Genomic DNA, 21,024 nt, shown 5'->3' with positions numbered 1-21,024 from the left:
TGCGATGATATCAGTCATCGCATGGCATCGCGTGCCCGTCTAGCATTGAGGGCGTGATGTGGTATCCGGGTCTGCGCCCCAGTAGGCGCTGGTGCTGGTACGGTGCGCGAGCGGGCGTTGTTCCTTGCGGTTGCGCCAATCTGCGGCGGCGAGCGAAAGTGCATCTTCGTCTAGGCGTCTATGAAGCTGTGGAAAGACATTGCCATACTCGGTATGGTCGTAAGTAAAGCCGCAGCGCCCAAGCACGGCGCGCGAGCGCGAATTGTCCTGAAAAAGCTTCGCGTACACGATATCGAGGCCAAGCGTATCGAAGCCATGCTCCAACATCGCCTCGAGAGCTTCCGGCATGAAGCCCCGCCCCCAATGCGGTTCGCCGATCCAATACCCCACCTCGCGGCAGCGTGAGGGGTCGTGGCCAAGCGCAAGCGAAGTCTTCTCCGGTATTGTCTTGAACGCTATGCTGCCGATCGGCAGACCGGTTTGCTTGTAGATGATCGCGAAGCATTCCGGGTCGCGCGCCTGCACGACATCGTGGTATCTGCGGCATTCCTCGATATCGTCATATGACGGCCAGCCGCCTGCCTCGGCGACCTTCGGGTTGCGCCCATACTGGTATTCCTCGGTGATCTCCAACTCGTTGCCTGCTTCCCAGCGACGCAAGACAAGCCTGGGCGTGCGCAGAACGATCGGCTGTTCAATGGTTGTTTCGACAATATGATCGTTCATATCTAACGTTATAGCAGAGGCACGTTATTGCAGGGACCTAGCGCAGACGGCTTCATAGGGCTGCGACTGCGATACGGAGGTGCTGCTACAGTATCGTTCTGTTGTTTGGCCCCGTAGCTCAGTTGGATAGAGCAGGAAACTTCTAATTTCAAGGTCGCCGGTTCGAATCCGGCCGGGGTCACGTCTTTGCCGTCGCCAGTGTTGCGGAAGTACGCAAAAAGCCTCGAGAACCAAGTTCTTCGAGGCTTTTTGCGTGTGAATTCAGCGTAGTGAATTCGTTGTTGCATGAATGCTGCGGCGCTCACTGCGCCGGGCAGGGATCAGGCATTTGGCCTTTTGCCATGATTGGCGGCCTTCTTGCGGCGATCCTTGCGCTTGCGTCCGCGCATACCCATGATGGACTCCTTTACCTTAACGTTATTAGCCTACGGAATTATCGCACAGCGCTTCGACACATATCGCTTAGACGCTGACAATACTGAATAATCGTAATGGCCGCCGCGTTTTGCCGTGCCGAATGCAATCCCTCGCCTTCGACACGGCATCCGACCCCGGCCGCGCACTAGGGCCGCTACTGCTGCTCGACTCTGATGAACAACACGGTCGAGACGCCTTCGCCCGGCTCGATCACGATCAGGTCTTTGCCGGTGTTGAAAGCGTTCGCATAGGCAGTCTGCGGTTCGATGGCGACCCCGCAAGGATGCCGGGACTCAGGGAACCCGGTTCCGGTGCACATCTGGAACGAGGTGATGCTTTCATCTCCGCCGACGCTGACCACACGTCCATCAGGCCGTTCGAACCGTGCGGCGACGGTGCCGTCGCCGGCATGATGCACGTCGGTCCAAGCGTCATCATAAGGCTGCTGGGTGAGCAGCCGGCCTTCGCGCAAATCGTATTTCGTGCCGTCCACCGGCTCGGTTCCTGTGGGCAGCAGACGTTCGTTGACCGTTACATGGGTGTCGGCGGGGATCGTCACGCGGCACCGGGCGTTCAATCTGTCGATTTCGTCGCCATAACCTTCCAAGCCGTTGGCAAGCCACGGATGAATAGCCAATGCCCAAGGTGCGCGCCGGCCACCACGGTTCGTAGCGCTGACATGCAGATGCAGGCCGTCGTCAGCGAGCTGGTATTCGGCTGTCACCACGAGATCGAAGGGGTAGCCGAGCATGTCGGGGACACGCCACCACAGCGTCACCCGATCCTCCTCGAGGCCTTCCAGCGTCCAATACGAGCGGTACCCATAGCCGTGAATGGCATTGCGGCGTTCGTGCTCGTCGATCGGCAGTTCGTACGTCGAGCCGTCGAAGGCGTATTCGCCGTCCTCGATGCGGTTGGGGAAGGGGACCAGCAGCTGCCCGTTGCAGCAGGGCGCGGCCTCGTTGGAGTCCCATGGGACGATGACGTCATCGCCCTGGTAGGTGAGTCTGCGCAGCGTGGCGCCGATTTCGGTGACTACGGCAGCGTAGTCACCATGATGCAATGAATATTGCTGGCCTGAGCGAGGGGGCAGGCTGGTAGGCATTTCGCATCTCCCATGTGATTCGTGATGTGCATGCCGCTGTCGGCCGGCATGCTGACGGTATTCATATGGCGCTGTTGCCATATGGCACTGTGTTTACACGGTTTATATGTCTATGTTTCATACGACTATGTCATTGACATACGCCATCGTGAGGGATCACGGCTGAAATCAGCCGTGATCCCTCACGATGCGCATTCCTACTGTATCTCGGGCGATGGTCTTCTCCGCCGCTCTCACTGAGTGTATATATCGCCTGAAAACACATGTATGAAGGCAAATACGCCTCACGTGACGAGAAAAATCCTGAAATCGTGTTATGTGAGGCAGATATTCCTCACGAAACGCATCCAGCAGCCATATTCACGATGAGTGAGGCTCGATTAGCGGATAAGGCAACTGGAACCTTTGAGAAAGGTTTCGACGAAGCAGTGGTCTCGTTGCCCTCACCATGTGGCGATGGATGCAGCCGTGGCATGCAGAACCGCGAGGAGATCAGTCGGCTTGATTCCCACGTCAAGGCCGCGTTTGCCCCCTGATACCAGGATGGTTTCGAAGCGCAGGGCACTGTCGTCAAGCACGGTGCGATGACGCGTGCGCTGGCCGAAGGGGGAGATGCCGCCAAGCACGTAGCCGCTTTCGCGCTGCGCCACATCGTGGCTCGCCATCGCAACCTTCTTCGCGCCGGCCGCAGCCGCCAACGCTTTGAGGTCGAGATGCCCACTGACCGGCACGATACCGATCACACGTTCGCTGCCGGTGTCGGCCATCAAGGTTTTGAAAATCTGATGTGGGTCGAGCCCAAGCCGTTGTGCGGCCTCGATGCCGTAGCCATCGTCCATATGATCGGCAGAATGCTCGTATTCGTAGGTTTCAAACGTTATGCCGGTCTTGCGCAGCTGCGCAATAGCAGGCGTGGACGCCTTGACTCTTGATCCGGATCCTGCGCCGTGCCTGTTTCGTTTGGACATGGTTTCGTTGTATCGCATGGAGACGATATTCGAGCCAATCCGTACAGCGGATCGTGCTATAGGTGCCGCCCATCGCGTCGTCGCCCGAAAACGACTTCGCCCCTGCCGAGCAGGGAGCATAATACTCGATGCCCAACAGGGGCGAAGGCTCACACAGGAATGCCTACGGCCAGTCAGTCAGCGACGATGCGGACGAGTTGCAATCAATGCGCAGTCCACACGCCTTTTGCTCACTTGGAGACTTCGGCGAACTTCATCAGCGTGCGGATCATATTGCAGGTGAAGCCGTTCTCGTTGTCGTAGAAGGCGACGGTGCGCACCAAGGTGACGCCGTCGACTTCGTTGACCGCGGTCTGGGTCGGGTCGAAAACGCCGCCGTGGGTATCGCCGATGATGTCGGAGGTCACGATGCCGTCGGCGTTGTAGCCGTAGGTCTCGGAATCCGAGTACGCCTTCTTGAAGACCTCGTTGATCTCGTCGGCGGTCGCGGACTTCTCCAGTACGGAGGTCAGCTCGGTGACGGAGCCGTCGGGCACGGCGACGCGCTGGGCATGGCCTTGCAGCTTGCCCTGCACGGACGGAACGACCTTGCCAATGGCCTTGGCCGCGCCGGTGGAGTGCTCGATCGTGTTGACGGCGGCGGCGCGGTTGGCGCGGCCGTTCTTGGAGCGCGGTCCGTCGAGGATCATCTGGGTGCCGGTGTAAGCGTGGATCGTGGTCATGAAGCCGACCTTGATGCCGAAGTTCTCGTCCAGCGTCTTGACCATGGCGGCCAAGGAGTTGGTGGTGCAGGAGCCGGCGGACACGATGTTGTCGTCAGCCGTCAGGATGTCGTCGTTCACGCCGGCCACAACGGTCGGAGTGGTGTCGTCCTTTGCCGGGGCGGAGATGAGCACCTTCTTGGCTCCGGCATCCAAGTGGGCCTGAGACTTCTCGGCGGAAGTATAGAAGCCGGTGCATTCGAGCACGAACTCGACGCCGTCGTTCTTGACCCACGGCAGATTGCGGGCGTCTTTCTCGGCGTAGACCGTGTAGGACTTGCCGTCCACCACGATGGCGGTGTCAGTGGAAGCCACGTCGTATGCCGTTCCGTCGTCATGGCGGAAGGATCCCTGGGTGCTGTCGTACTTGAGCAGGTAAGCGAGCATGGACGGGGTGGTCAGATCGTTGATGGCTGCGACCTCGATGTCACCGGCCTGTCCGCCACGCTCCTGGAGCTTGAGGATACGACGGAACGCGAGGCGTCCGATACGGCCAAAGCCGTTGATACCAATCTTCACTGTCATAAAATACTCCCTTGGGAATCAGGCTCGGGCGCGCGCCAGCGCGCCCCGGCCATTGTTTATCAACGGTGCCTACTTTATCCCGCCGTCTGTACTTGCCAGCAACGTGCCCCATGCTTCGGGCGAAAAACCGACCAAAATGCCGTGAGCGCTCACAACAACCGGGCGCCTGACGAGCATGCCATCGGTGGCCAGCAGTTCCAGCGCCTCGTCGTCGCTCATCGAGGGCAGTTTACCTTTCAGCCCCAAACCGCGATACAGTTGCCCGGACGTGTTGAAGAAGCGGCGGATCGGCAGCCCGCTGGCGTGGTACCAAGCGGTGAGCTCGGCTTTCGTGGGGTTATCCGTTTTGATATTGCGTTCGGTGAACTCGATGCCGTGCTCGCCCAGCCAGCGTCGCGCCCTGGCGCAGGTTGAGCAGTGCGAATAGCAGATGAAAAGCAGTTGGCCTGCAGTGCGGTCAGCCATGAAACCTCCTGATTGATAGACAAGGACGGATTGATTATGGGTGAATGCGTTTCGGATTCTTATGAGTTACGCGATCGGGTCGATCGGGTCGATCGTATTAATGCAGGCGTCCTGGATGCATCAGGCCGTGTCATGCGGTTCGTGCCGTGCGTCGTGGACGGAGGCTGGCTGTTTATTGTTCGCCGCATTGCCGCATCTTTTCGTCCGATCGCAGGCGATCGCGGAATTGCGCGGCGAGCACCGGCGAAATTCCGGTGTCGAGCGGGCCCAGATCGCCGCCGAGTTCGTGGTAGCGCGTGACTACCGGCATCGGCGTCGTGATGGGGAAGGTCACGATCAAGGTGCCTTCGCGCACATTGATCGCGCTGGCGATGCCGGGCAGGAACTCGTTGCTTACGCCCTGCACCACGCCGTTGGTCAGTGTCGCGTGGCGCAGCTGGTATTTCAGCCCTGGCTCGTTCACGTCTCGGGCCTCGTCCGACTGGGCGAACACCGAAACCATGCCGCCAAGCACGGCGGCATGCGGTTCGAATGCGAGCTCGCCGTCGGTGATCGCGGTGACGATGGCACCCTCGCCGTACAGGAACCCGATGCCGCCGTGCCGGGACAGCAATCCCATGAGCTGGATGTTCGCGATCGTATGGTCGATCCTGCCGCCCAGCCCGCCGAGAATATGGAATTCGCGCGCGCCGCGATTCCAGCCGACCTTCAATGCAGAAAGCATATCGGGATCATCCTTCTGCGCCGGCAGCCGCAGCGTGCGGGCATCATCGGGTACGCTGCCCTGCACGGAATCGAAGTCGCCGATCACGATGTCGGCGGCGACGCCATCAACCTGCGCATGGTCGAGCCCGGCATCGGCCGCGATCACCAAGGGGCGAGGATGCCCTGCGAGGAGGTCTGCAGGCATGCCCGGCGTCGGACCATAATATTGTCCCGCTGCAAAGATGACGCATACGTGGCTCGCCTGGTTCATGCTGCCACTCTAGCCCACGCACTGCAGCGCACGCGAGCCCCTGCCCGCATTCACGCCGGTCTGATAGGCTCGCGATGACACTGATGTTCGATGGCTGACATTTGCAGCAAAGAGGGGATTATGACCGCCACGACTGCTACAACGAATCACGGGCTGACTCCACAGATGCAGGAGCGCCCGATCTTGCGCTCGAAGCTGTTCCTGTACGTCACTGAGTTCTTCTCCGGCATGGCCGTGATGGCCGCCGAACTGGGCGCTTCACGTCTGCTTGCCCCGTATTTCTCCAGCTCGCAGATCGTATGGACCATCATCATCGGCACGATTATGATCGCCTTGGCGCTGGGCAGCGTGTGGGGCGGGCGCAAGGCCGATCGCGACCCCAATCCCGACAAGCTCTACATGCGGGTGACGATGGCGGCGGTGTGGATCGCGCTTATTCCGCTCTTGGGCAAATATGTCATTATCGTGGTTTCGGGCCTGCTCATCGTCACGGTGTCGACGAACTTCCTGGTGATCGCCGCGTTCATCAGCTGCATGCTGATCTTCGTGCCGCCGCTGTTTCTGCTGGGCACCGTGACCCCAGGTCTGGTCAAATTCGCCACCGACTCGCTGGACGACAATGCCTCGGTGGTTGGCCGGCTGAGCGCCTGCAACACGATCGGTTCGATTCTGGGCACGTTTCTGCCGACCTTCGTCACGATTCCGGCGGTCGGCACCTTCGTGACCTTCCTATTATTTTCAGGGCTGCTGCTGGCCCTCGCACTCACGTATTTCATCGCTTCGAAAGTGCGCCTTGTCACCAGCGCCATCAGCGCGGTCATATTCGTTGCCTCTGCCGTTGCTTCGCCGATGAGCGGCTTCGCCTTCTGGGAACGCGAGCTGACTTACGAGGGCGAGTCGATCTACAACTACCTGCAGGTCAAGAACCTGTCCGACCGCACTATCCTGTCGACCAACGTGCTCTTCGGCGTCCAATCGGTGACGATGAAGCAGCCGGGCCTGACCGGCATGTACTACGACACTGCGCTCGCCGCCCCGGCGCTCGCCGACCATGCCGGTTCCGCGCTGATTCTGGGCATGGGCACAGGAACCTATGCGCGCCAGCTGCGGCAGTACTACCCACATATGCATATCACCGGCGTCGAAATCGACGAGAAGATCACGGCGCTTGCAGGCGAGTATTTCAAAGAGCCCCAGGATATTCCGGTCAGCACTTACGACGGCCGCGCCTGGCTCGCCGCAGGCAAGGGCACTTACGACGTGATCATGGTCGACGCCTATCAGGACATCACGATTCCCTTTCAGATGAGCTCAACCGAGTTCTTCACCATGGTGCGGCAGCACCTCAATCCCGGCGGCGTCATGGTCGTCAATATGAACATGATCTCGGACGGCAAAGGGTCGATCAACGAGGCGCTGACCAGCACGATCGCCAGCGTGTTTGGGCGGCGCAATATATTGACCGCCGACGTGCCGGACACGACCAACCGCGAGCTCTTCGCGAAAACGCCGAGCTCGAGCGCAGCGAATGAAGGCGAGTCGGACAAGTCGGAATCGGGCGATACGTCTCGAAACCTCGGGACTGGTGATATCGCTCAGGCGAGCGAACCCAACACCCTGCAGGCCACGACGTTCGCGCGGACGCATGATGGCGACCTCGAATGGGCAATGGGGGAGACCGCTAGCCGGCTCAAGCCGGTCTCGCAACCGCAGTCCGGAACCCTGATCCTCACCGATGACAAGGCGCCGGTGGAGCTGCTCGGCATGCACGCCATCGATGAGCTCATTGCGCGGGAGGCCGGGCCGTATCGCGAGATCCTGCGGACCAGAGGCATCCAAGGCCTGCTGGAATTGCAATGAGGTCAGGCGAGGCTAATCGATCTTCTCGTCGCTGAGGTCGGCGTCGCCTCCATCGGGCAGGCCCGTCCGATGGAGGTAACTTTTGGCGGCCTCGAACATATTGACTTCATCTGGGCGCAGCAGCCATTGGATCTGGATGCCGTCGACGAATGCGATGAACTCCTCTGCCCGCTCCCGCGCCTCGGATTGCGTGCAGCCAGTGATGAACCTGATTGATTGGGCCAGCTTGTCGGTCAGTTGGGCGTACCGCGTTTTGAAATAATCGTGCGCAGGATGCTCTGGATTCGTGGCCTCTGCAGCGACTTTGGCGAACATGCCCACAACGCCCGGATTGCTCATGTTGTGCTCGATCGCTTCGAGGAACAGCGGCAGATAGTCCTCTGGCCCGACATCGTTGTAACTCCGGATTTCCAAGGCGGCCGGGAAGTGATCCCGTCGAGCTATCGCTGCCAGAATCAGCTCGTCTTTGTCGGCGAAGTACTTGAGCAGACCTGCATGCGATATGTCCGCCTCCTTGGCAATCGCCCGTAGCGAGACGCCATTCGACCCAGATCTGGAAAAGAGCCTCAGGGCGGCATCGAGAATCCGATTGCGCGTTCGTTCCCCTTTGGTGTCCCCCTCACCCTGCCGCTGCTCGGCGCCGAGCAGCGGATGTGGTCTGTGCCCGGATACGTCCGATCCGGATTCCGCTTGCAATTGCTGACTCATGGATAACACCTTTTCCCATCAATGCCATGCTAGCGACAGCCGTGGTCGCGCAAACCGGGTTGCACAAAAGTAACCATGTGGTAACATACTGAACTTGAGGTGGCGTTGTTGCTGTCCTCATGGTTGCATGTCTGAATAAAGAAGGACGATATGACTTTACAAAGTAGTGTTCAAACTCCAAATCATCCCGGTACCGATCCGGCGAAGACCTCCGGCTCCGAAACGTACGCACAGGCTTTGGGCAACTTCTCCGCCGACGACTCGCCAGTCAATGAATTCGGTGAACGACGTTTTGTGAACAAACTCGGGTGATTCGGTCCCCTGAACCTGTTCGCCATCTTGCTTGCGACCATACCTACGGCCGCCACCGCCTCGTTGTTCGCACTCACATACACGGCTGTGCTGCCCGAGGGTCCCGCCAACAGCGCCATTGGCATAACCAATATCTTCGGCGCATTCACTGGAGCGGTTTTCGCGGTTCTCGTCGGCCACTTGTCAGACAAAACCCGTTCGCGGATGGGCCGGCGCAATCCTTGGATCCTCGGTGGCGCCATAACGTCGGGAATCGCCCTGATTGGGCTTGCGGTCGCGAATTATAGCGCGATATGGCCGGTCGTGCTGTTCTTCTGCCTGTTCCAAGCCGGTTTGAATACTTACTACGCTTCCTATAACGCCTTGCTGCCCGATCGCATTCATTCCAAGCTCCTCGGCCGTGCATCGGCCTACGCGGGGTTCGGTTCGTTGGCGGGAACCGCACTCGGATCAATCGTCACGCAGCTGCTTATCGTGGTCTTCGGTACCCAGCACATCACCAGGGGCTTTCTCGTGCTGCCATGGTCGATGCTCATTATTGCCGTCATCATCGTGCTGGCAATCCCCGGAGCCAATCTCAGCAACAGGCAAATCGGCGACATCGAGACAAACAAGGCGCCCGCGGCGCGGTTCCGCCTGCCCAAGGATCGCGACTTCTGGCTCGCGTACGTCGGCCGGTTCTTCGTTGTGCTCGGTATCATGCTCATTCTCCAGACCGCCACGCAGATCCTGCGCTACCACTATGGGCTCGATATCAAGGGCGCAGCGGCGGTCGGCACGGTGGCCGGGCTAATCATGGCTGGTGTAGGGGCTGTTGCCTCCATTTTCGGCGGTGTCGTATCAGACAAGCTCGACAAAAGAAAGCCGTTGATCGCCCTATCGGTTTCTTTCGTGGTCATCGGCATGATTGTCTTGGCGCTTACCAAGACCTTGGTGTTCTACTATGTGTACACCGCCTTGGCTGCGTTGGCATTCGGCATATTCCAAGCGGTTGACCAGGCCTTGATGGTCGAGGTGTTGCCGGACAAGGAGAACGCCGCCCAAGACATGGGCATTTTGGGGACGACCAATACGCTGACCGGCGTCATCGCGGGAGGCCTCGGTGCGGCGCTGATTGCGAGCTTGGGCTACGAGCTGCTGTTCATCAGCGCTGCGGTGCTTTCGATCGCGGGCATCCTCGTCTTCATTCCCATCCGACGTGTGAAGTAGCAATGCAGCCGATGTCGCCAGTGCAACGCGGGCATTTGCCGATGGCAAAGCTGTGTGAGGTGCCGCCTTTTGGTCCGCAGACGCTTGCATGCGGATTGCAGACATTTGCCATTTCTGCTGCGGTGGGCGACCTGACTGCACTGGCCACTGGCAATGTCATGGTCGCCGAGCGTCTTGCTGTTTTCATTCCGGGGTTTACGGGGTCGAAAGAGGATTTCGTCGACTTCTTCCCTGTGCTGATGAGATCTCTCGATGACGGTGGGTGCCGCGCGGTGCTTAGCTACAGTCAGCGGGGGCAGGCGGATTCCGCTTCGCCTCGGGGCATTGAATCCTACACCCTTGACGATTTCGTGGGTGATGCATGCGAGGTGCTGCAAACATTAGGTGCAGAGCACAGGCCCGTGGACTTGGTGGGGCATAGTTTCGGCGGTGTTGTGGCTCGGCGCATCGCCTTGCGGATGCCTGAGTCGGTACGTTCGCTGACGCTGTTCTCTACCGGCGCCACGCCTATACCGTCGAGCGATGAGACGAGGAAGGCGCGAGGACTGCTTGCCTCCATAGGTCCCTCGCTGATCTATCGCAGCGCATACCCCGAGCGCGGCGATGAAGTGCAGGCAGACCCGTATGTAGAAATGTTCCGATTACGGGCGCATGCGACCAGTTTGGACAACCTCCTCGGTATTTCGTCCATTCTCGGCTCGTATGCCGACGTGACTGCCGAGCTCGGCGGCACGGGCGTCCCGATGCTGTCGGTCCATGGCGCGAACGACAAGGTGTGGCCCGAGGGCGTCTATGATGACGAGGCGCGCCGCCTGGGCATCGCAACGATCTCTATAGCAGGCGCGGCCCACAGCGCGCAAATCGACGAGCCGGCGAGGCTGGCGCATGTCTTGACCGGTTTCTGGTCCAGCATCCAATAGCGGGAGGCGCACAGCCAGGACCGGCTATGCACTGCAACGGCACAGAAGGAGTTCATAATGAGCACACAGCAACAATGCGGCTACATCCTTCCAGAGGATTTTCTGTTCGGAGCTGCCACCTCACCGCATCAGACCGAAGGCAGCAACATCCATAGCGACTGGTGGGCCTTGGAGACGTCCGAGCGGTCTCCTCTCGCCCAAGCGTCTGGCATGGCTTGCGATTCATACCACCGCTGGCGCCAAGACATGCGGCTGCTCCAAGAGAATGGGTTCAACGCCTATCGGTTCGGCGTGGAGTGGGCACGCATCGAGCCGGAACCCGGAGTCTTCGACGAGCACGAGCTGGACCATTATCACATGATGGTCCAGACTGCCGCGAGCATGGGGCTGAAGCCCTTTGTGACGCTCCATCACTTTACTTCGCCGTTATGGTTCGCCCGGCAAGGCGGTTGGGCAGGGCCGGATGCCATCAACCGGTTCGGTGACTATGTCCAGGCTGTGCTGCCTGTGCTGCGTGATGGCGTCGCAGGCATTGTCACGATCAATGAGCCCAATATGGTGGCTATCATGTCGTCGGTGCTTTCAGGCTCTGCCGCGTTGCAGCCCGGGGGATTGCTGCCTGACCCTGACCCGGTCGTGGCGAGACGCCTGGTGGAAGCTCACCGGCTTGCGGCCACACTGGTGCACGAGTCGCTTCCCGGCGTCCCCGTGGGCTGGAGCGTGGCGAATCAATGCGTGCAAAGCCTCGCTGGTGGCGAGGCGGCTGCTGCCGTGTATTCGGCGAAAGTCGAGGATTATTTCATTCGGGCGGCAAAGGAAGATGATTTTATCGGGATTCAGGCCTACACCCGGACTGTCATCGATGCGCAAGGGGCCAAAGTGGCTGTCGGGCCCGACCGGCAGACGTCGAATGGATGGGAATACTATCCGCAGGCCGCCGCGCAGGCGCTCATGCATGTGCACGGTCTGCTGCCTGAGATGCCGCTGGTCATCACTGAAAACGGCATATCTACGATTCATGATGAACAGCGCATCGCCTACACCGAGGCCGCCTTGTGCGCCGTGGGCGAATTGATGGGGCAGGGATATCCGGTGCATGGCTATTTTCACTGGTCGTTGCTGGACAACTATGAGTGGGGGAATTGGCAGCCGACTTTCGGCCTCGCTGCAGTCGACAGAGAATCGGGATCCTACGAAAGGATCCCCAAGCCCTCGCTGTCCTGGCTGGGGGATTGGGCGCGACGTGCCATGCTTCCCACTGAGTGCCGGCACGACGCGGGCGACGATGATGCTGAAGGAAAGGAATAGAAGGATCATGACGACAACGACAACGACAACGCTGACCGTTGAGCAGAAGGCGAGCCTGACCTCGGGCGCCACTACTTGGACCAGCCAAGGCATCGAGGGAGTGGTTGATGCCCTGCATATGAGCGACGGCCCCCATGGCGTGCGCTATCAGGGAGACGAAGGCGATTCCCTCGGCATCGCCAGCAGCAGGCAGTCCACCTGCTTTCCGCCGGCTGCTGGTCTGGCCTCCACATGGGATCGCCGGATGATCGAAACGGTAGCGCGCACCCTGGCGCAGGAGGCTCGCTCGCTTGCCGTGAGCGTACTGCTGGGCCCGGGGCTGAACATCAAACGCTCGCCGCTGGGCGGAAGAAACTTCGAATACGCCTCGGAGGACCCGTTCCTAGCGGGAGCTTACGGCTCCTCATTCGTTCGTGGCGTGCAATCCCAAGGGGTCAGCGCAGTGCCGAAGCATTTCGCTGCCAACAACCAGGAGACTGACCGGTTCCGCGTCAATGCGCAGATTGACGAGCGCACGCTGCGCGAGATCTATCTGCCAGCTTTTGAGACGACGGTGAGGCAGGACCATCCGTGGGCGCTGATGTGTGCGTACAACAAAGTGAACGGCGAGTATGCAAGCCAGAACCGCCGGCTGCTGACTGACATACTTCGCGGGGAATGGAGGTTTGATGGGGTTGTGATCTCGGATTGGGGCGCGGTCGTCGATCGCGTATCGGCGCTTGCCGCAGGTCTGGACATCGAGATGCCGCCGAGCGGGACGGACAGCAAGATAGTGGATGCCGTTCGTTCGGGCGCATGCTCGATCGATACCTTGGACCAAACTGTCAGCCGCATTCGGATTCTGGCGGATCGCACAGCCGACGTCCGCATCAAGGCCAAAGAGCCGATTGACTTTGAAAGTCATGACCGGGTCGCACGCAAGGCGGCCCAAGAGTCCATGGTGCTGCTGAAGAACAACGGGATACTTCCCATCGACCCATCATCGGCCGACACCATCGCAGTGATTGGGGAATTCGCCCGCACTCCGCGCTTCCAAGGGGGCGGCTCCTCGCATGTCAATCCTCCGATGGTCCATGACTTGCTGGGTGAACTGGGTGAGGCATTGCCTCAGGCAACGCTGCGGTTCGCGCCGGGGTATCGTGTGCAATCCGACCATCGCGTGGATGAGGCCCTGCTCTCGCAGGCGAGGCGGACTGCGCAGGAAGCTTCGGTGGCCATTGTCGTCGTGGGATACCTTGATAATGACGAATCCGAGGGGATGGACAAGACTTCGATCGATTTGCACGATGATCAGCGCAAGCTGCTGCAGACTGTCATCGACACCGGGACGCCGACTGTCGTCATATTGTCCGGTGGCGGCGTCATCAGCATCGGTGATTGGGCCGAACACTGTGACGCGCTGCTCGAAGGCTGGCTTCTGGGCCAGGCCGGGGGCGCGGCGATGGCCGACGTGCTCACCGGGGCGGCCAATCCCTCCGGACGCTTGAACGAAACCATTCCACGCGCATTAGACGATACGCCGTGCCGCCTGAATTTCCCGGGCTGCGACGGACAGGTACTTTACGGCGAGGGACTGTATGTCGGCTATCGCTATTATGACACGCTTGATCTGCCTATATCCTATCCTTTCGGATACGGGTTGTCCTATACGACGTTCTCCTATAGCGATCTGCGCATCAGCCAGCTCGGGCAGGGAGCCCAGGGAGCATTCACCGTGACCAATACGGGCTCATGCCGAGGGGCGGACGTCCCGCAGATCTACGTCGCCAGCGGGCAGCCGGGAAGGCCTGCCCATGAGCTCAAGGGATTCGAGCGCGTGGAGCTGGAACCGGGGGAGAGTAAAGAAGTGTCGATTGACTTGGACATGCGCGCGTTCTCTACGTGGAATACCAGACAGGCGAGATGGAGACAGTATCCGGGGCAATATCGCATCGAGCTCTCCCGCTCCAGCCGCGACACGCAGCTGAGCGCCACGGTGGAACTGCCGGGCGACGGCTACGTCGCGTCGCTTGAAGCGATGTCGACCATCGGCGAGTGGAGTGAGAGCCCTTACGGGGCACCGATCATCAATCCATTGGTTCAAGGCATCGCCGAGAACATGGGGGGCGGCGAACCATCGCCGGAGATGAAGGCGATGTTCATGCAGATGCCACTGATCAAACTTGCCTCTTGGGGTATAGGGATCAGCGAAGAAAACGTTGACGATATGGTGCGCCGGGCCAATGATCTGCGTTGCGCGACCGAGACCGTGGACAATTGACAGATTGGCGGCTCCTCTCTCCAAGCATCATTGGCGAGCCGTCGCAACGAAAGGAATGCCATGGCCTATTCCTGCACCGCCGCTGAGATGACGGCGTTTCTCGATGGCGTCGCTGATGTCGTCCCCGGTCCTCTCGGCGGCGTCATGCCGCACCGCATAGCGCGTCGGTACCGCAGCCAGATTCGTGATCCGTGGTTCGTATGGAACGAATTCTGCCCTTCCGGAGTGCATCTCAATGTGCACATCTCGGCACCCGCCACCCTGACGTTGGCCGGATACGCGCTTGAAGAGGCGGATAACAGGCTCAGCGTGGCCACACGTGACGGCCAGGGCACACGCATTACGGATATATCTGTCCGATCCGCAGGCAGGTTGGTTCCCGACCTGGAAAGCCGCACATTTTCGCTCAGGCCTGGTGTGCCGATGCATATCGACCTGGCGCCCGCAGACGGCGGCGATGGGACATTCTGCATCATGCTGCCTCACACGTGCCTGATCGAATTGATAGGCATGCGATCGCAGCGTACGATCGATCCGGCGGACGCGCCCGGAACGATCCGGTGGACGCATTACGGGAGTTCCATCTCGCACGGCGCCCAGACACCAAGCCCTTCGAGGCGGTGGCCCGAGCAGGTGGCAAGGGCGTTGGGGCTCCATCTCAGGGATTACTCGCTTTCCGGCAATGCGCAGATGGATCCATGCATGGCCCGAGCCATCGGCGAAACCCCATCCGACATCATCACATGCGCGATCGGCATCAACATAGTGAATGCGGATTCGATGAGAGAGCGATTCTTCGTGCCCGCTCTCCACGGATTCCTTGACACGATACGAGACAAGCAGCCCCATACCCCGATCATTCTCTCCACAGCCTGCTACTGCCCCATCCAGAAACGTAACCCCGGGCCAATCGTCATGCAGCCCGATGGCAATTATGCCGTGGCCGAGCGCAACGTGGCCGACGATGCAGGCGCCCTCACCCTTCAACGCACCCGCGATCTCATCGCCGCAATCGCCCAAGAGCGCGATGATCCGCAGTTGACGGTGGCGGACGGCCGCGAGTTCTTCGGTCCTGCCGATGCCGGCCTTCTCGTCGATAAACTGCATCCCGGCCCGGAAGGCATCGATCTGATGGCGGGGCGCATCGCGGCTGCGCTAGGGAAGGCCGTATCGTCGATCCGCCGCACCTCATGAAATGTAGCATGTCCAGAGGCTAGGCACCCGACAAGCCTGAGGTATGCCAATGCGCATGCATAGATGAAAGGAAAATCGTGAATATCAACTTCGCTGGAGACGAGGACGAGGGACGGCGTGCCTGGTCCGATTTCGAGGATCTATGCTCCGCAGTTGGGCGCGAAGCGCAGGATATCATTCCGGCCGGTACACTGACCATTGCATGCTCACTCGTCCAAGGCTTGGAGGTGCCATGCGCCAAAGGGATACGTCCGGTGCGGGAAGAATCCGACGAACGTTTTCGCATCCAGCGTTGGGATACGGACAGCCTTGCCATATCGGCAGCCACCGCAACAGGAGCATATCGCGCACTGTGCTCGTTCTTCGCACCGCGTGCGGCGTCCGCCCCGACGCAACATGATGACGGGCCTGCATACTCTTACCGGTCGCTGAATCTGGACGTTGCACGGTACCGGGCTTCAGAGAGAACCATCGAGAGAGTGATCGATCTGCTTGCTGTGCATCGCATGTCGGCCCTCCATCTTCATCTGACCGATCATCAGTCGTGGAGGATTCCCGTCAAGGGATTCGATCGAATAGGCATGCTTGCCGATGTGTTCACGCCTCTGCAACTGAACCAGCTGAAGGCACATGCGGCGAAACGTCATATCTGCCTCATTCCGGAGATTGATCTGCCAGGGCATTGCGCTGCTTTGCTGAGCGTGTATCCACAGTTGGCACAACAAAAATTCGCCAACCCCATCCTTTCCTATATTTCTCCGGATGCCCCGCAAGCCGACGCTTTTTTCGACTCCTGCACAGACGCCTTGTGCGAGCTGGCGACCGGCGAATACGTGCATATTGGGGGAGATGAGGTCTTCGGTATGGCCCAGGAAGCCTATGATAGGGCGATAACCGCCCTGATCGAGGACGTGCACCGACGAGGCGGGAAGGCGATGGCGTGGCAGGAGGCCTCGCGCGCGCATGCTCGCGCGGATGCCTATCAGTACTGGATGACGCAGGATGATATAGCCTCCGAGGAGGAACTTGCGGCGTCTTGGCCTGCATCTTTCAAGCCTTACGCGCATGCGGCTGCAGCCATGTACGCGCAGTGCCGGGAAGATCCCCGGCGTATGCGCGACAAAGGCGCATATGTCGTCGATTCGCGCCAGTCATTCATGTATCTGGACAGGAAATACGCTGAACGCAGCCGTGACCAAGCGCAAAACGAACGAATGGAGACATTAGGTTTTCCTAACTATGAGCCTCAGGATTCGATGCGGGTGTTGGAAGGCCATTCCCTTGAGAGGGCAGAAGGCATCGTGACCTCCGGCGTGGAGGGCGCGTTGTGGACGGAGACGGTGCGCGAAGACGCGGATATCGCCACGTTGCTCCTCCCGAGGCTCGCTCTGATCGCTGACCTCGCATGGAGAGGAAGAGCCGAAGATCGCGGCTCGGAGGCACCGGCGGATGTCTGCGATTACGCCGACTTCTGGGCGAAGCTAGGATTCGGCGACTATTATCAGTCGACAACGCTCTTTCATTGATCAAGGCCCGCCCTTCATGCTTCCGATGCATACGTGGGTGTGCGATGCGCGATAAGGCTTCGCTGCCGTGATGGTCGAAAACGGCCTACGAGTTCTTGTCCGGGGGCATGATATACTTGGTGACTGGCTTGAGAAATCAAGAAAGCGGGGCAACCCCACCTGGAAGCTTGTCATGGCTTCGGGTTCAAGGCATAGAGCTGATGGTTCGCTGCGAATAGGTTCGCGGGGAACCGTGAAGTTGCGATTCGCATCCGACGATGCAATGCGCCTGATATGGCGCTTCGCTGCTGTGCCATGAATCCGCTGCCGAAGTTTTCATCTGGTCCCGCGAAGGAATATAAGGATTGGAGTAATTATCAGCGACGAACCACGTATCAACGACGAGATTCGCGTCTCCCAGGTGCGCCTGATCGGCCCGAACAGCGAGCAGGTCGGCGTCATTGCCACCTCGGTCGCGTTGAATCTGGCGAAGGAAGCGAACCTTGACCTCGTCGAGGTGGCACCGAACGCAAAGCCTCCGGTCGCCAAGCTCATCGATTACGGCAAGTTCAAATACAACGAGAAGATCAAGGCCCGCGAGGCCCGCCGCAACCAGAATACGGCGGAGATCAAGGAGATTCGCTTCCGCCTGAAGATCGACGAACATGACTTCGAGGTCAAGAAGGGCCATGTGACACGATTCCTGAATGGCGGCGACAAGGTCAAGGTCACGATTATGCTGCGCGGCCGCGAGCAGTCGCGTCCGATCGGCGGCGTCGAACTGCTGGAGCGGCTGGCGAACGAGGTCGCCGAATTCGGCGCCGTCGAGTCCTACCCGAAGCAGGAAGGGCGCAACATCATCATGACGCTGACGCCCAAGGCCAAGAAGGTGCACACGCAATCCGAGCAGCGCCGCCGCGGCGATCAGTCGCGCGCCGAGCGCCAGGCCCGTCAGGCGGCGCGCATGGCCGCCAAGACCGGCGCGAACGGGGCGGAAAAGGCACAGGGCAAGTCTGCTCCGGCGGAACAGGACTCCGTTCCCGTTCCAAAGCCAAGGGCCGTGAACAAGGTCTGATGCGGGGCGCCACACATTGAAATGTCATGCCGGAGTTGGCTCTCCGGCTGATCATGCGAGTCATCGGGCAACACGCGGTGACGGAACCATTGTGATGCCACAGGGTGGCATCAAGCACAAGGAGGGCAGCAATGCCGAAGATGAAAACCAATTCCGCAGCCAAGAAGCGCGTCCGCGTCACCGGCTCGGGCAAGCTCATGCAGGCCGGCAGCGCCATGCGACACAACCTCGAACACAAGTCCGCTCGCAAGCGTCGCGCCCTGAAGGCCGACCAGGTGCTCGCACCTGCGCAGAGCAAGAACATGAAGAAGCTGCTCGGCCGCTGAACTGCGACGAGTGATAGACGCTAGACAAAGAAAGAAGTTACTACTATGGCACGTATCAAGCGCGCAGTGAACGCTCATAAGAAGCGTCGCGTCGTTCTCGAAAGGGCCTCCGGCTATCGCGGCCAGCGTTCCCGCTCCTACCGCAGGGCCAAGGAACAGCTCCTGCATTCATTCAATTACAACTTCCGCGACCGTAAGGCGCGCAAGGGCGACTTCCGCAAGCTGTGGATCCAGCGCATCAACGCCGCCGTCCGCGCCGAAGGCATCACCTACAACCGCTTCATGCAAGGCTTGAAGTTGGCCGGCATCGAGCTGGACCGCCGCGCCCTGTCCGAGCTTGCCGTTTCCGACGCCGACACTTTCAAGGCGATCGTGGAGCAGGCCAAGTCTGCGCTGCCCGAGGATGTCAACGCCCCCATCTCCGCCTGACGCACATTGATGCATCCGGCCCCTTTGCATCTTCTGGCTTTTGGCTGATTCGTTTGCCCACGAACTCGTGAAGGCTATGAACGCCGCAGGAGTGCGAGATCGCATGCGCTTCATTCCCGGCGCGGCGGAACATGGTTTCATTGTTCCGCTGCGCCGGGAATGAAGCATTTTTTTGTGATGATGGCGCCGTATCTCTGAAACCTACCGGCTGGTGACTGCAGCCCTGCGACTGTTGTTGATGCTATACGAGTCTTCTCGGCATCCGGCAGGCCTCTCGATTATCTATTAAGCACTTTCCATGGCATAGACGCCTGATTCAGTGTCCTCTTCGGTTGCAATGGATCCCAACAATGGCGCTATTCCGCGGTTTCATCGTTACGGCGTAATCACGTCTACTTGGGCAAGTGCTGAAAAGACGAAAAAAGTGCTTAATAAATGGTGATTTGCTTCAGGCGGCTCATGAAGATGCCGATGAAGGCGCGTCAGCCGGGCGAAACCGCTCGGGAATACGGCTGATCTGAAGGTTCGCCGGCTCATTGCTCACTTCGGCTCTGTTGAGATCATTTTCTCGGATATGTTCTCTAGTTCGGCACTAGAATCATGCATTAAGCACTTTTTTCGTCTTTTCAGCACTTTGCGAAGTAGACCCTACGCCTCGGGCAAAGAGAAACGTTGCAATGGCGCGGTTTGTGTGATTCGTACAGTATTGTGTCCGATCGCAAAAATCTCGCGGTATCGTACAATGTGCTTAATAAAAATATGTGCGGCTCGTTATGACCCATGGCAGACCCATTGCAGCGCCGTGTGGGCGCACACAGTGCAGCGCGGCAGCATAGGATAGGTCGGTATGGAACGGAACGGATTCGATGCGCTGCTTGAGCAGTTCCTCGCGCACATCGATGTGGAGCGTGGGCTTTCACGGGCGACGGTGAAGGCGTACGAATCCGATATCCGTCGGTATGTCGACTGGCTACGGGCTCGCGAGATCAGCATGCCGAGAGCCATTGGCAAACATGATGTGGAGGCTTACATCGCGTTCCTTGATGCGGCGGGGGAGAGCGCGCGAAGCAGGGCGCGTCGGCTCGCCAGCATCCATGAGTTCCACAAGTTCGCGCTCATGCAACATGCGGTAGACGACGATGTCGCAGCAGCGGTAAAGGCGCCGAAGACGTCAAGCACCTTGCCCGATGTGCTCAGCATCGACGAGGTCGGGCGGCTTTTGGATGCCGCGGCGATGCGTGGCAGCGAGGACCCGGTCGTGTTGCGCGATCATGGGCTGCTCGAGTTCATGTATGCGACCGGCTCGCGCGTCTCGGAGGCGGTCGGCGCGGATCTGAGCGATATCGATTTGGATGAGCGTGTCGTGCGGCTGACCGGTAAAGGCTCGAAACAGCGGCTCGTGCCCGTCGGCCGGTATGCGCAGGAAGCGTTGACTGCGTATCTCAATGCCGGGCGGCCGGAATTGGAACGCAAGGCCAAAGGCACTCCGGAGCGGCGGGCCATATTCCTCAACAAACGAGGCAGACGGCTGTCGCGTCAGAGCGTGTGGGAGATCATCCGCCTGGCAGGAGAGCGGGCTCACATCGACCGGCCGCTGCATCCGCACACCCTGCGTCACTCCTTCGCGACGCATCTGATCCAGGGCGGCGCCGACGTGCGCACCGTGCAGGAGCTGCTCGGCCATGCTTCGGTCACCACCACACAGATCTACACGCACGTCAGCCCTGAAAACCTCATCGAAACCTATCTCACCGCCCATCCCAGGGCGCGGTGAGATCTCAATGGCATTCGGCATCCATGGGCGTGCGATTATACCGCGCGTTATGATATATCGGTGATATTGCGATCGGCCGCTGCGCATCACGGCAGCGATTCGAGAGATATGGCAGAAACGGAGGGGCGATGGAGGGCGAAGGTCGTTGGAATACGCCGGACGCTGAGGGTCCCGAAGAATCCGAATCTGACGAGTTAGGCG

20 protein-coding genes and 1 tRNA gene are annotated in these 21,024 nt (G+C 59.7%); 13 read left to right on the top strand and 8 right to left on the bottom strand.

Annotated features, from left to right (window positions below):
- Window positions 1-39 precede the first annotated feature (39 nt).
- Window positions 40-726: a GNAT family N-acetyltransferase gene (locus LKG04_RS00675; protein WP_291760777.1), complete on the bottom strand. Its 687-nt coding sequence runs from the start codon at window positions 724-726 to the stop codon at window positions 40-42.
- Between the two features lie 107 nt (window positions 727-833).
- On the opposite strand from LKG04_RS00675, the gene LKG04_RS00670 reads away from it, so the two are divergent.
- A tRNA-Arg gene (locus LKG04_RS00670) sits at window positions 834-907 on the top strand.
- A gap of 139 nt (window positions 908-1,046) precedes the next feature.
- On the opposite strand, the gene LKG04_RS08830 is transcribed toward LKG04_RS00670, so the two are convergent.
- The 6 genes from LKG04_RS08830 to LKG04_RS00645 all read right to left on the bottom strand — a co-directional run bounded on the left by LKG04_RS08830 (window position 1,047) and on the right by LKG04_RS00645 (window position 5,943).
- The gene (locus LKG04_RS08830; RefSeq protein ID WP_003817083.1) at window positions 1,047-1,121 is read right to left on the bottom strand and encodes a 50S ribosomal protein bL37; all 75 of its coding nucleotides are present in this window, start codon (window positions 1,119-1,121) and stop codon (window positions 1,047-1,049) included.
- Window positions 1,122-1,297: 176 nt separating this feature from the next.
- Window positions 1,298-2,248, bottom strand: a complete 951-nt coding sequence (locus tag LKG04_RS00665; RefSeq protein WP_291760776.1) for an aldose 1-epimerase family protein — start codon at window positions 2,246-2,248, stop codon at window positions 1,298-1,300.
- Between the two features lie 443 nt (window positions 2,249-2,691).
- Window positions 2,692-3,216, bottom strand: a complete 525-nt coding sequence (ybaK, locus tag LKG04_RS00660; RefSeq protein ID WP_291760774.1) for a Cys-tRNA(Pro) deacylase — start codon at window positions 3,214-3,216, stop codon at window positions 2,692-2,694.
- Window positions 3,217-3,446: 230 nt separating this feature from the next.
- Entirely contained in the window at window positions 3,447-4,502 is a 1,056-nt protein-coding gene (gene gap / locus LKG04_RS00655) for a type I glyceraldehyde-3-phosphate dehydrogenase (protein ID WP_291760772.1), read from the bottom strand.
- A gap of 69 nt (window positions 4,503-4,571) precedes the next feature.
- Entirely contained in the window at window positions 4,572-4,967 is a 396-nt protein-coding gene (locus tag LKG04_RS00650; RefSeq protein ID WP_291760770.1) for an arsenate reductase family protein, read from the bottom strand.
- A 172-nt stretch (window positions 4,968-5,139) separates the two neighbouring features.
- On the bottom strand, window positions 5,140-5,943 hold the full coding sequence (locus tag LKG04_RS00645) for a thiamine diphosphokinase (protein ID WP_291760767.1): 804 nt from the start codon (window positions 5,941-5,943) through the stop codon (window positions 5,140-5,142).
- Between the two features lie 120 nt (window positions 5,944-6,063).
- On the opposite strand from LKG04_RS00645, the gene LKG04_RS00640 reads away from it, so the two are divergent.
- Window positions 6,064-7,803 carry a spermidine synthase gene (locus tag LKG04_RS00640; protein WP_291760765.1) on the top strand — a complete coding sequence of 580 codons (1,740 nt, stop codon included), beginning with the start codon at window positions 6,064-6,066 and terminating at the stop codon, window positions 7,801-7,803.
- A 12-nt stretch (window positions 7,804-7,815) separates the two neighbouring features.
- Here LKG04_RS00640 and LKG04_RS00635 read toward each other — a convergent pair whose 3' ends face one another.
- Complete coding sequence (locus LKG04_RS00635) at window positions 7,816-8,511, bottom strand: TetR/AcrR family transcriptional regulator (protein WP_291760762.1); 696 nt, start codon at window positions 8,509-8,511, stop codon at window positions 7,816-7,818.
- Window positions 8,512-8,661: 150 nt separating this feature from the next.
- Between LKG04_RS00635 and LKG04_RS00630 the strand changes: the two genes are divergently transcribed.
- From LKG04_RS00630 to xerD, 11 genes are all read left to right on the top strand, one after another.
- Entirely contained in the window at window positions 8,662-8,823 is a 162-nt protein-coding gene (locus LKG04_RS00630; RefSeq protein WP_291760759.1) for a hypothetical protein, read from the top strand.
- Window positions 8,824-8,850: 27 nt separating this feature from the next.
- A complete protein-coding gene (locus LKG04_RS00625) occupies window positions 8,851-10,032 on the top strand; it encodes an MFS transporter (RefSeq protein WP_291760757.1) in 1,182 nt (393 codons plus the stop codon).
- Window positions 10,033-10,073: 41 nt separating this feature from the next.
- On the top strand, window positions 10,074-10,952 hold the full coding sequence (locus LKG04_RS00620) for an alpha/beta fold hydrolase (protein WP_291760755.1): 879 nt from the start codon (window positions 10,074-10,076) through the stop codon (window positions 10,950-10,952).
- 57 nt (window positions 10,953-11,009) lie between these two features.
- Window positions 11,010-12,260, top strand: coding sequence for a glycoside hydrolase family 1 protein (locus LKG04_RS00615; protein ID WP_291760751.1), 1,251 nt, complete (start codon window positions 11,010-11,012; stop codon window positions 12,258-12,260).
- A gap of 7 nt (window positions 12,261-12,267) precedes the next feature.
- The gene (locus LKG04_RS00610) at window positions 12,268-14,520 is read left to right on the top strand and encodes a beta-glucosidase family protein (RefSeq protein ID WP_291760748.1); all 2,253 of its coding nucleotides are present in this window, start codon (window positions 12,268-12,270) and stop codon (window positions 14,518-14,520) included.
- A gap of 60 nt (window positions 14,521-14,580) precedes the next feature.
- Window positions 14,581-15,714 (top strand): GDSL-type esterase/lipase family protein, encoded by a 1,134-nt coding sequence (locus tag LKG04_RS00605; RefSeq protein ID WP_291760745.1) that lies wholly within the window; start codon window positions 14,581-14,583, stop codon window positions 15,712-15,714.
- A gap of 254 nt (window positions 15,715-15,968) precedes the next feature.
- On the top strand, window positions 15,969-17,240 hold the full coding sequence (locus tag LKG04_RS00600; protein ID WP_291760742.1) for a family 20 glycosylhydrolase: 1,272 nt from the start codon (window positions 15,969-15,971) through the stop codon (window positions 17,238-17,240).
- Window positions 17,241-17,577: 337 nt separating this feature from the next.
- Window positions 17,578-18,294 carry a translation initiation factor IF-3 gene (infC, locus tag LKG04_RS00595; RefSeq protein ID WP_291760866.1) on the top strand — a complete coding sequence of 239 codons (717 nt, stop codon included), beginning with the start codon at window positions 17,578-17,580 and terminating at the stop codon, window positions 18,292-18,294.
- Window positions 18,295-18,425: 131 nt separating this feature from the next.
- Window positions 18,426-18,620 carry a 50S ribosomal protein L35 gene (gene rpmI / locus LKG04_RS00590; RefSeq protein WP_024463368.1) on the top strand — a complete coding sequence of 65 codons (195 nt, stop codon included), beginning with the start codon at window positions 18,426-18,428 and terminating at the stop codon, window positions 18,618-18,620.
- A gap of 45 nt (window positions 18,621-18,665) precedes the next feature.
- Window positions 18,666-19,049, top strand: coding sequence for a 50S ribosomal protein L20 (gene rplT / locus LKG04_RS00585; protein ID WP_291760736.1), 384 nt, complete (start codon window positions 18,666-18,668; stop codon window positions 19,047-19,049).
- An 847-nt stretch (window positions 19,050-19,896) separates the two neighbouring features.
- Window positions 19,897-20,823, top strand: coding sequence for a site-specific tyrosine recombinase XerD (gene xerD, locus LKG04_RS00580; RefSeq protein ID WP_291760734.1), 927 nt, complete (start codon window positions 19,897-19,899; stop codon window positions 20,821-20,823).
- The last annotated feature ends 201 nt before the right edge of the window (window positions 20,824-21,024 follow it).

This window comes from Bifidobacterium sp. (genome assembly GCF_022640935.1).
GTDB lineage: Bacteria > Actinomycetota > Actinomycetes > Actinomycetales > Bifidobacteriaceae > Bifidobacterium.
The sequence above is the reverse complement of the archived record's forward strand: the minus strand, read 5'-3'. Positions and strand labels throughout refer to the sequence as shown.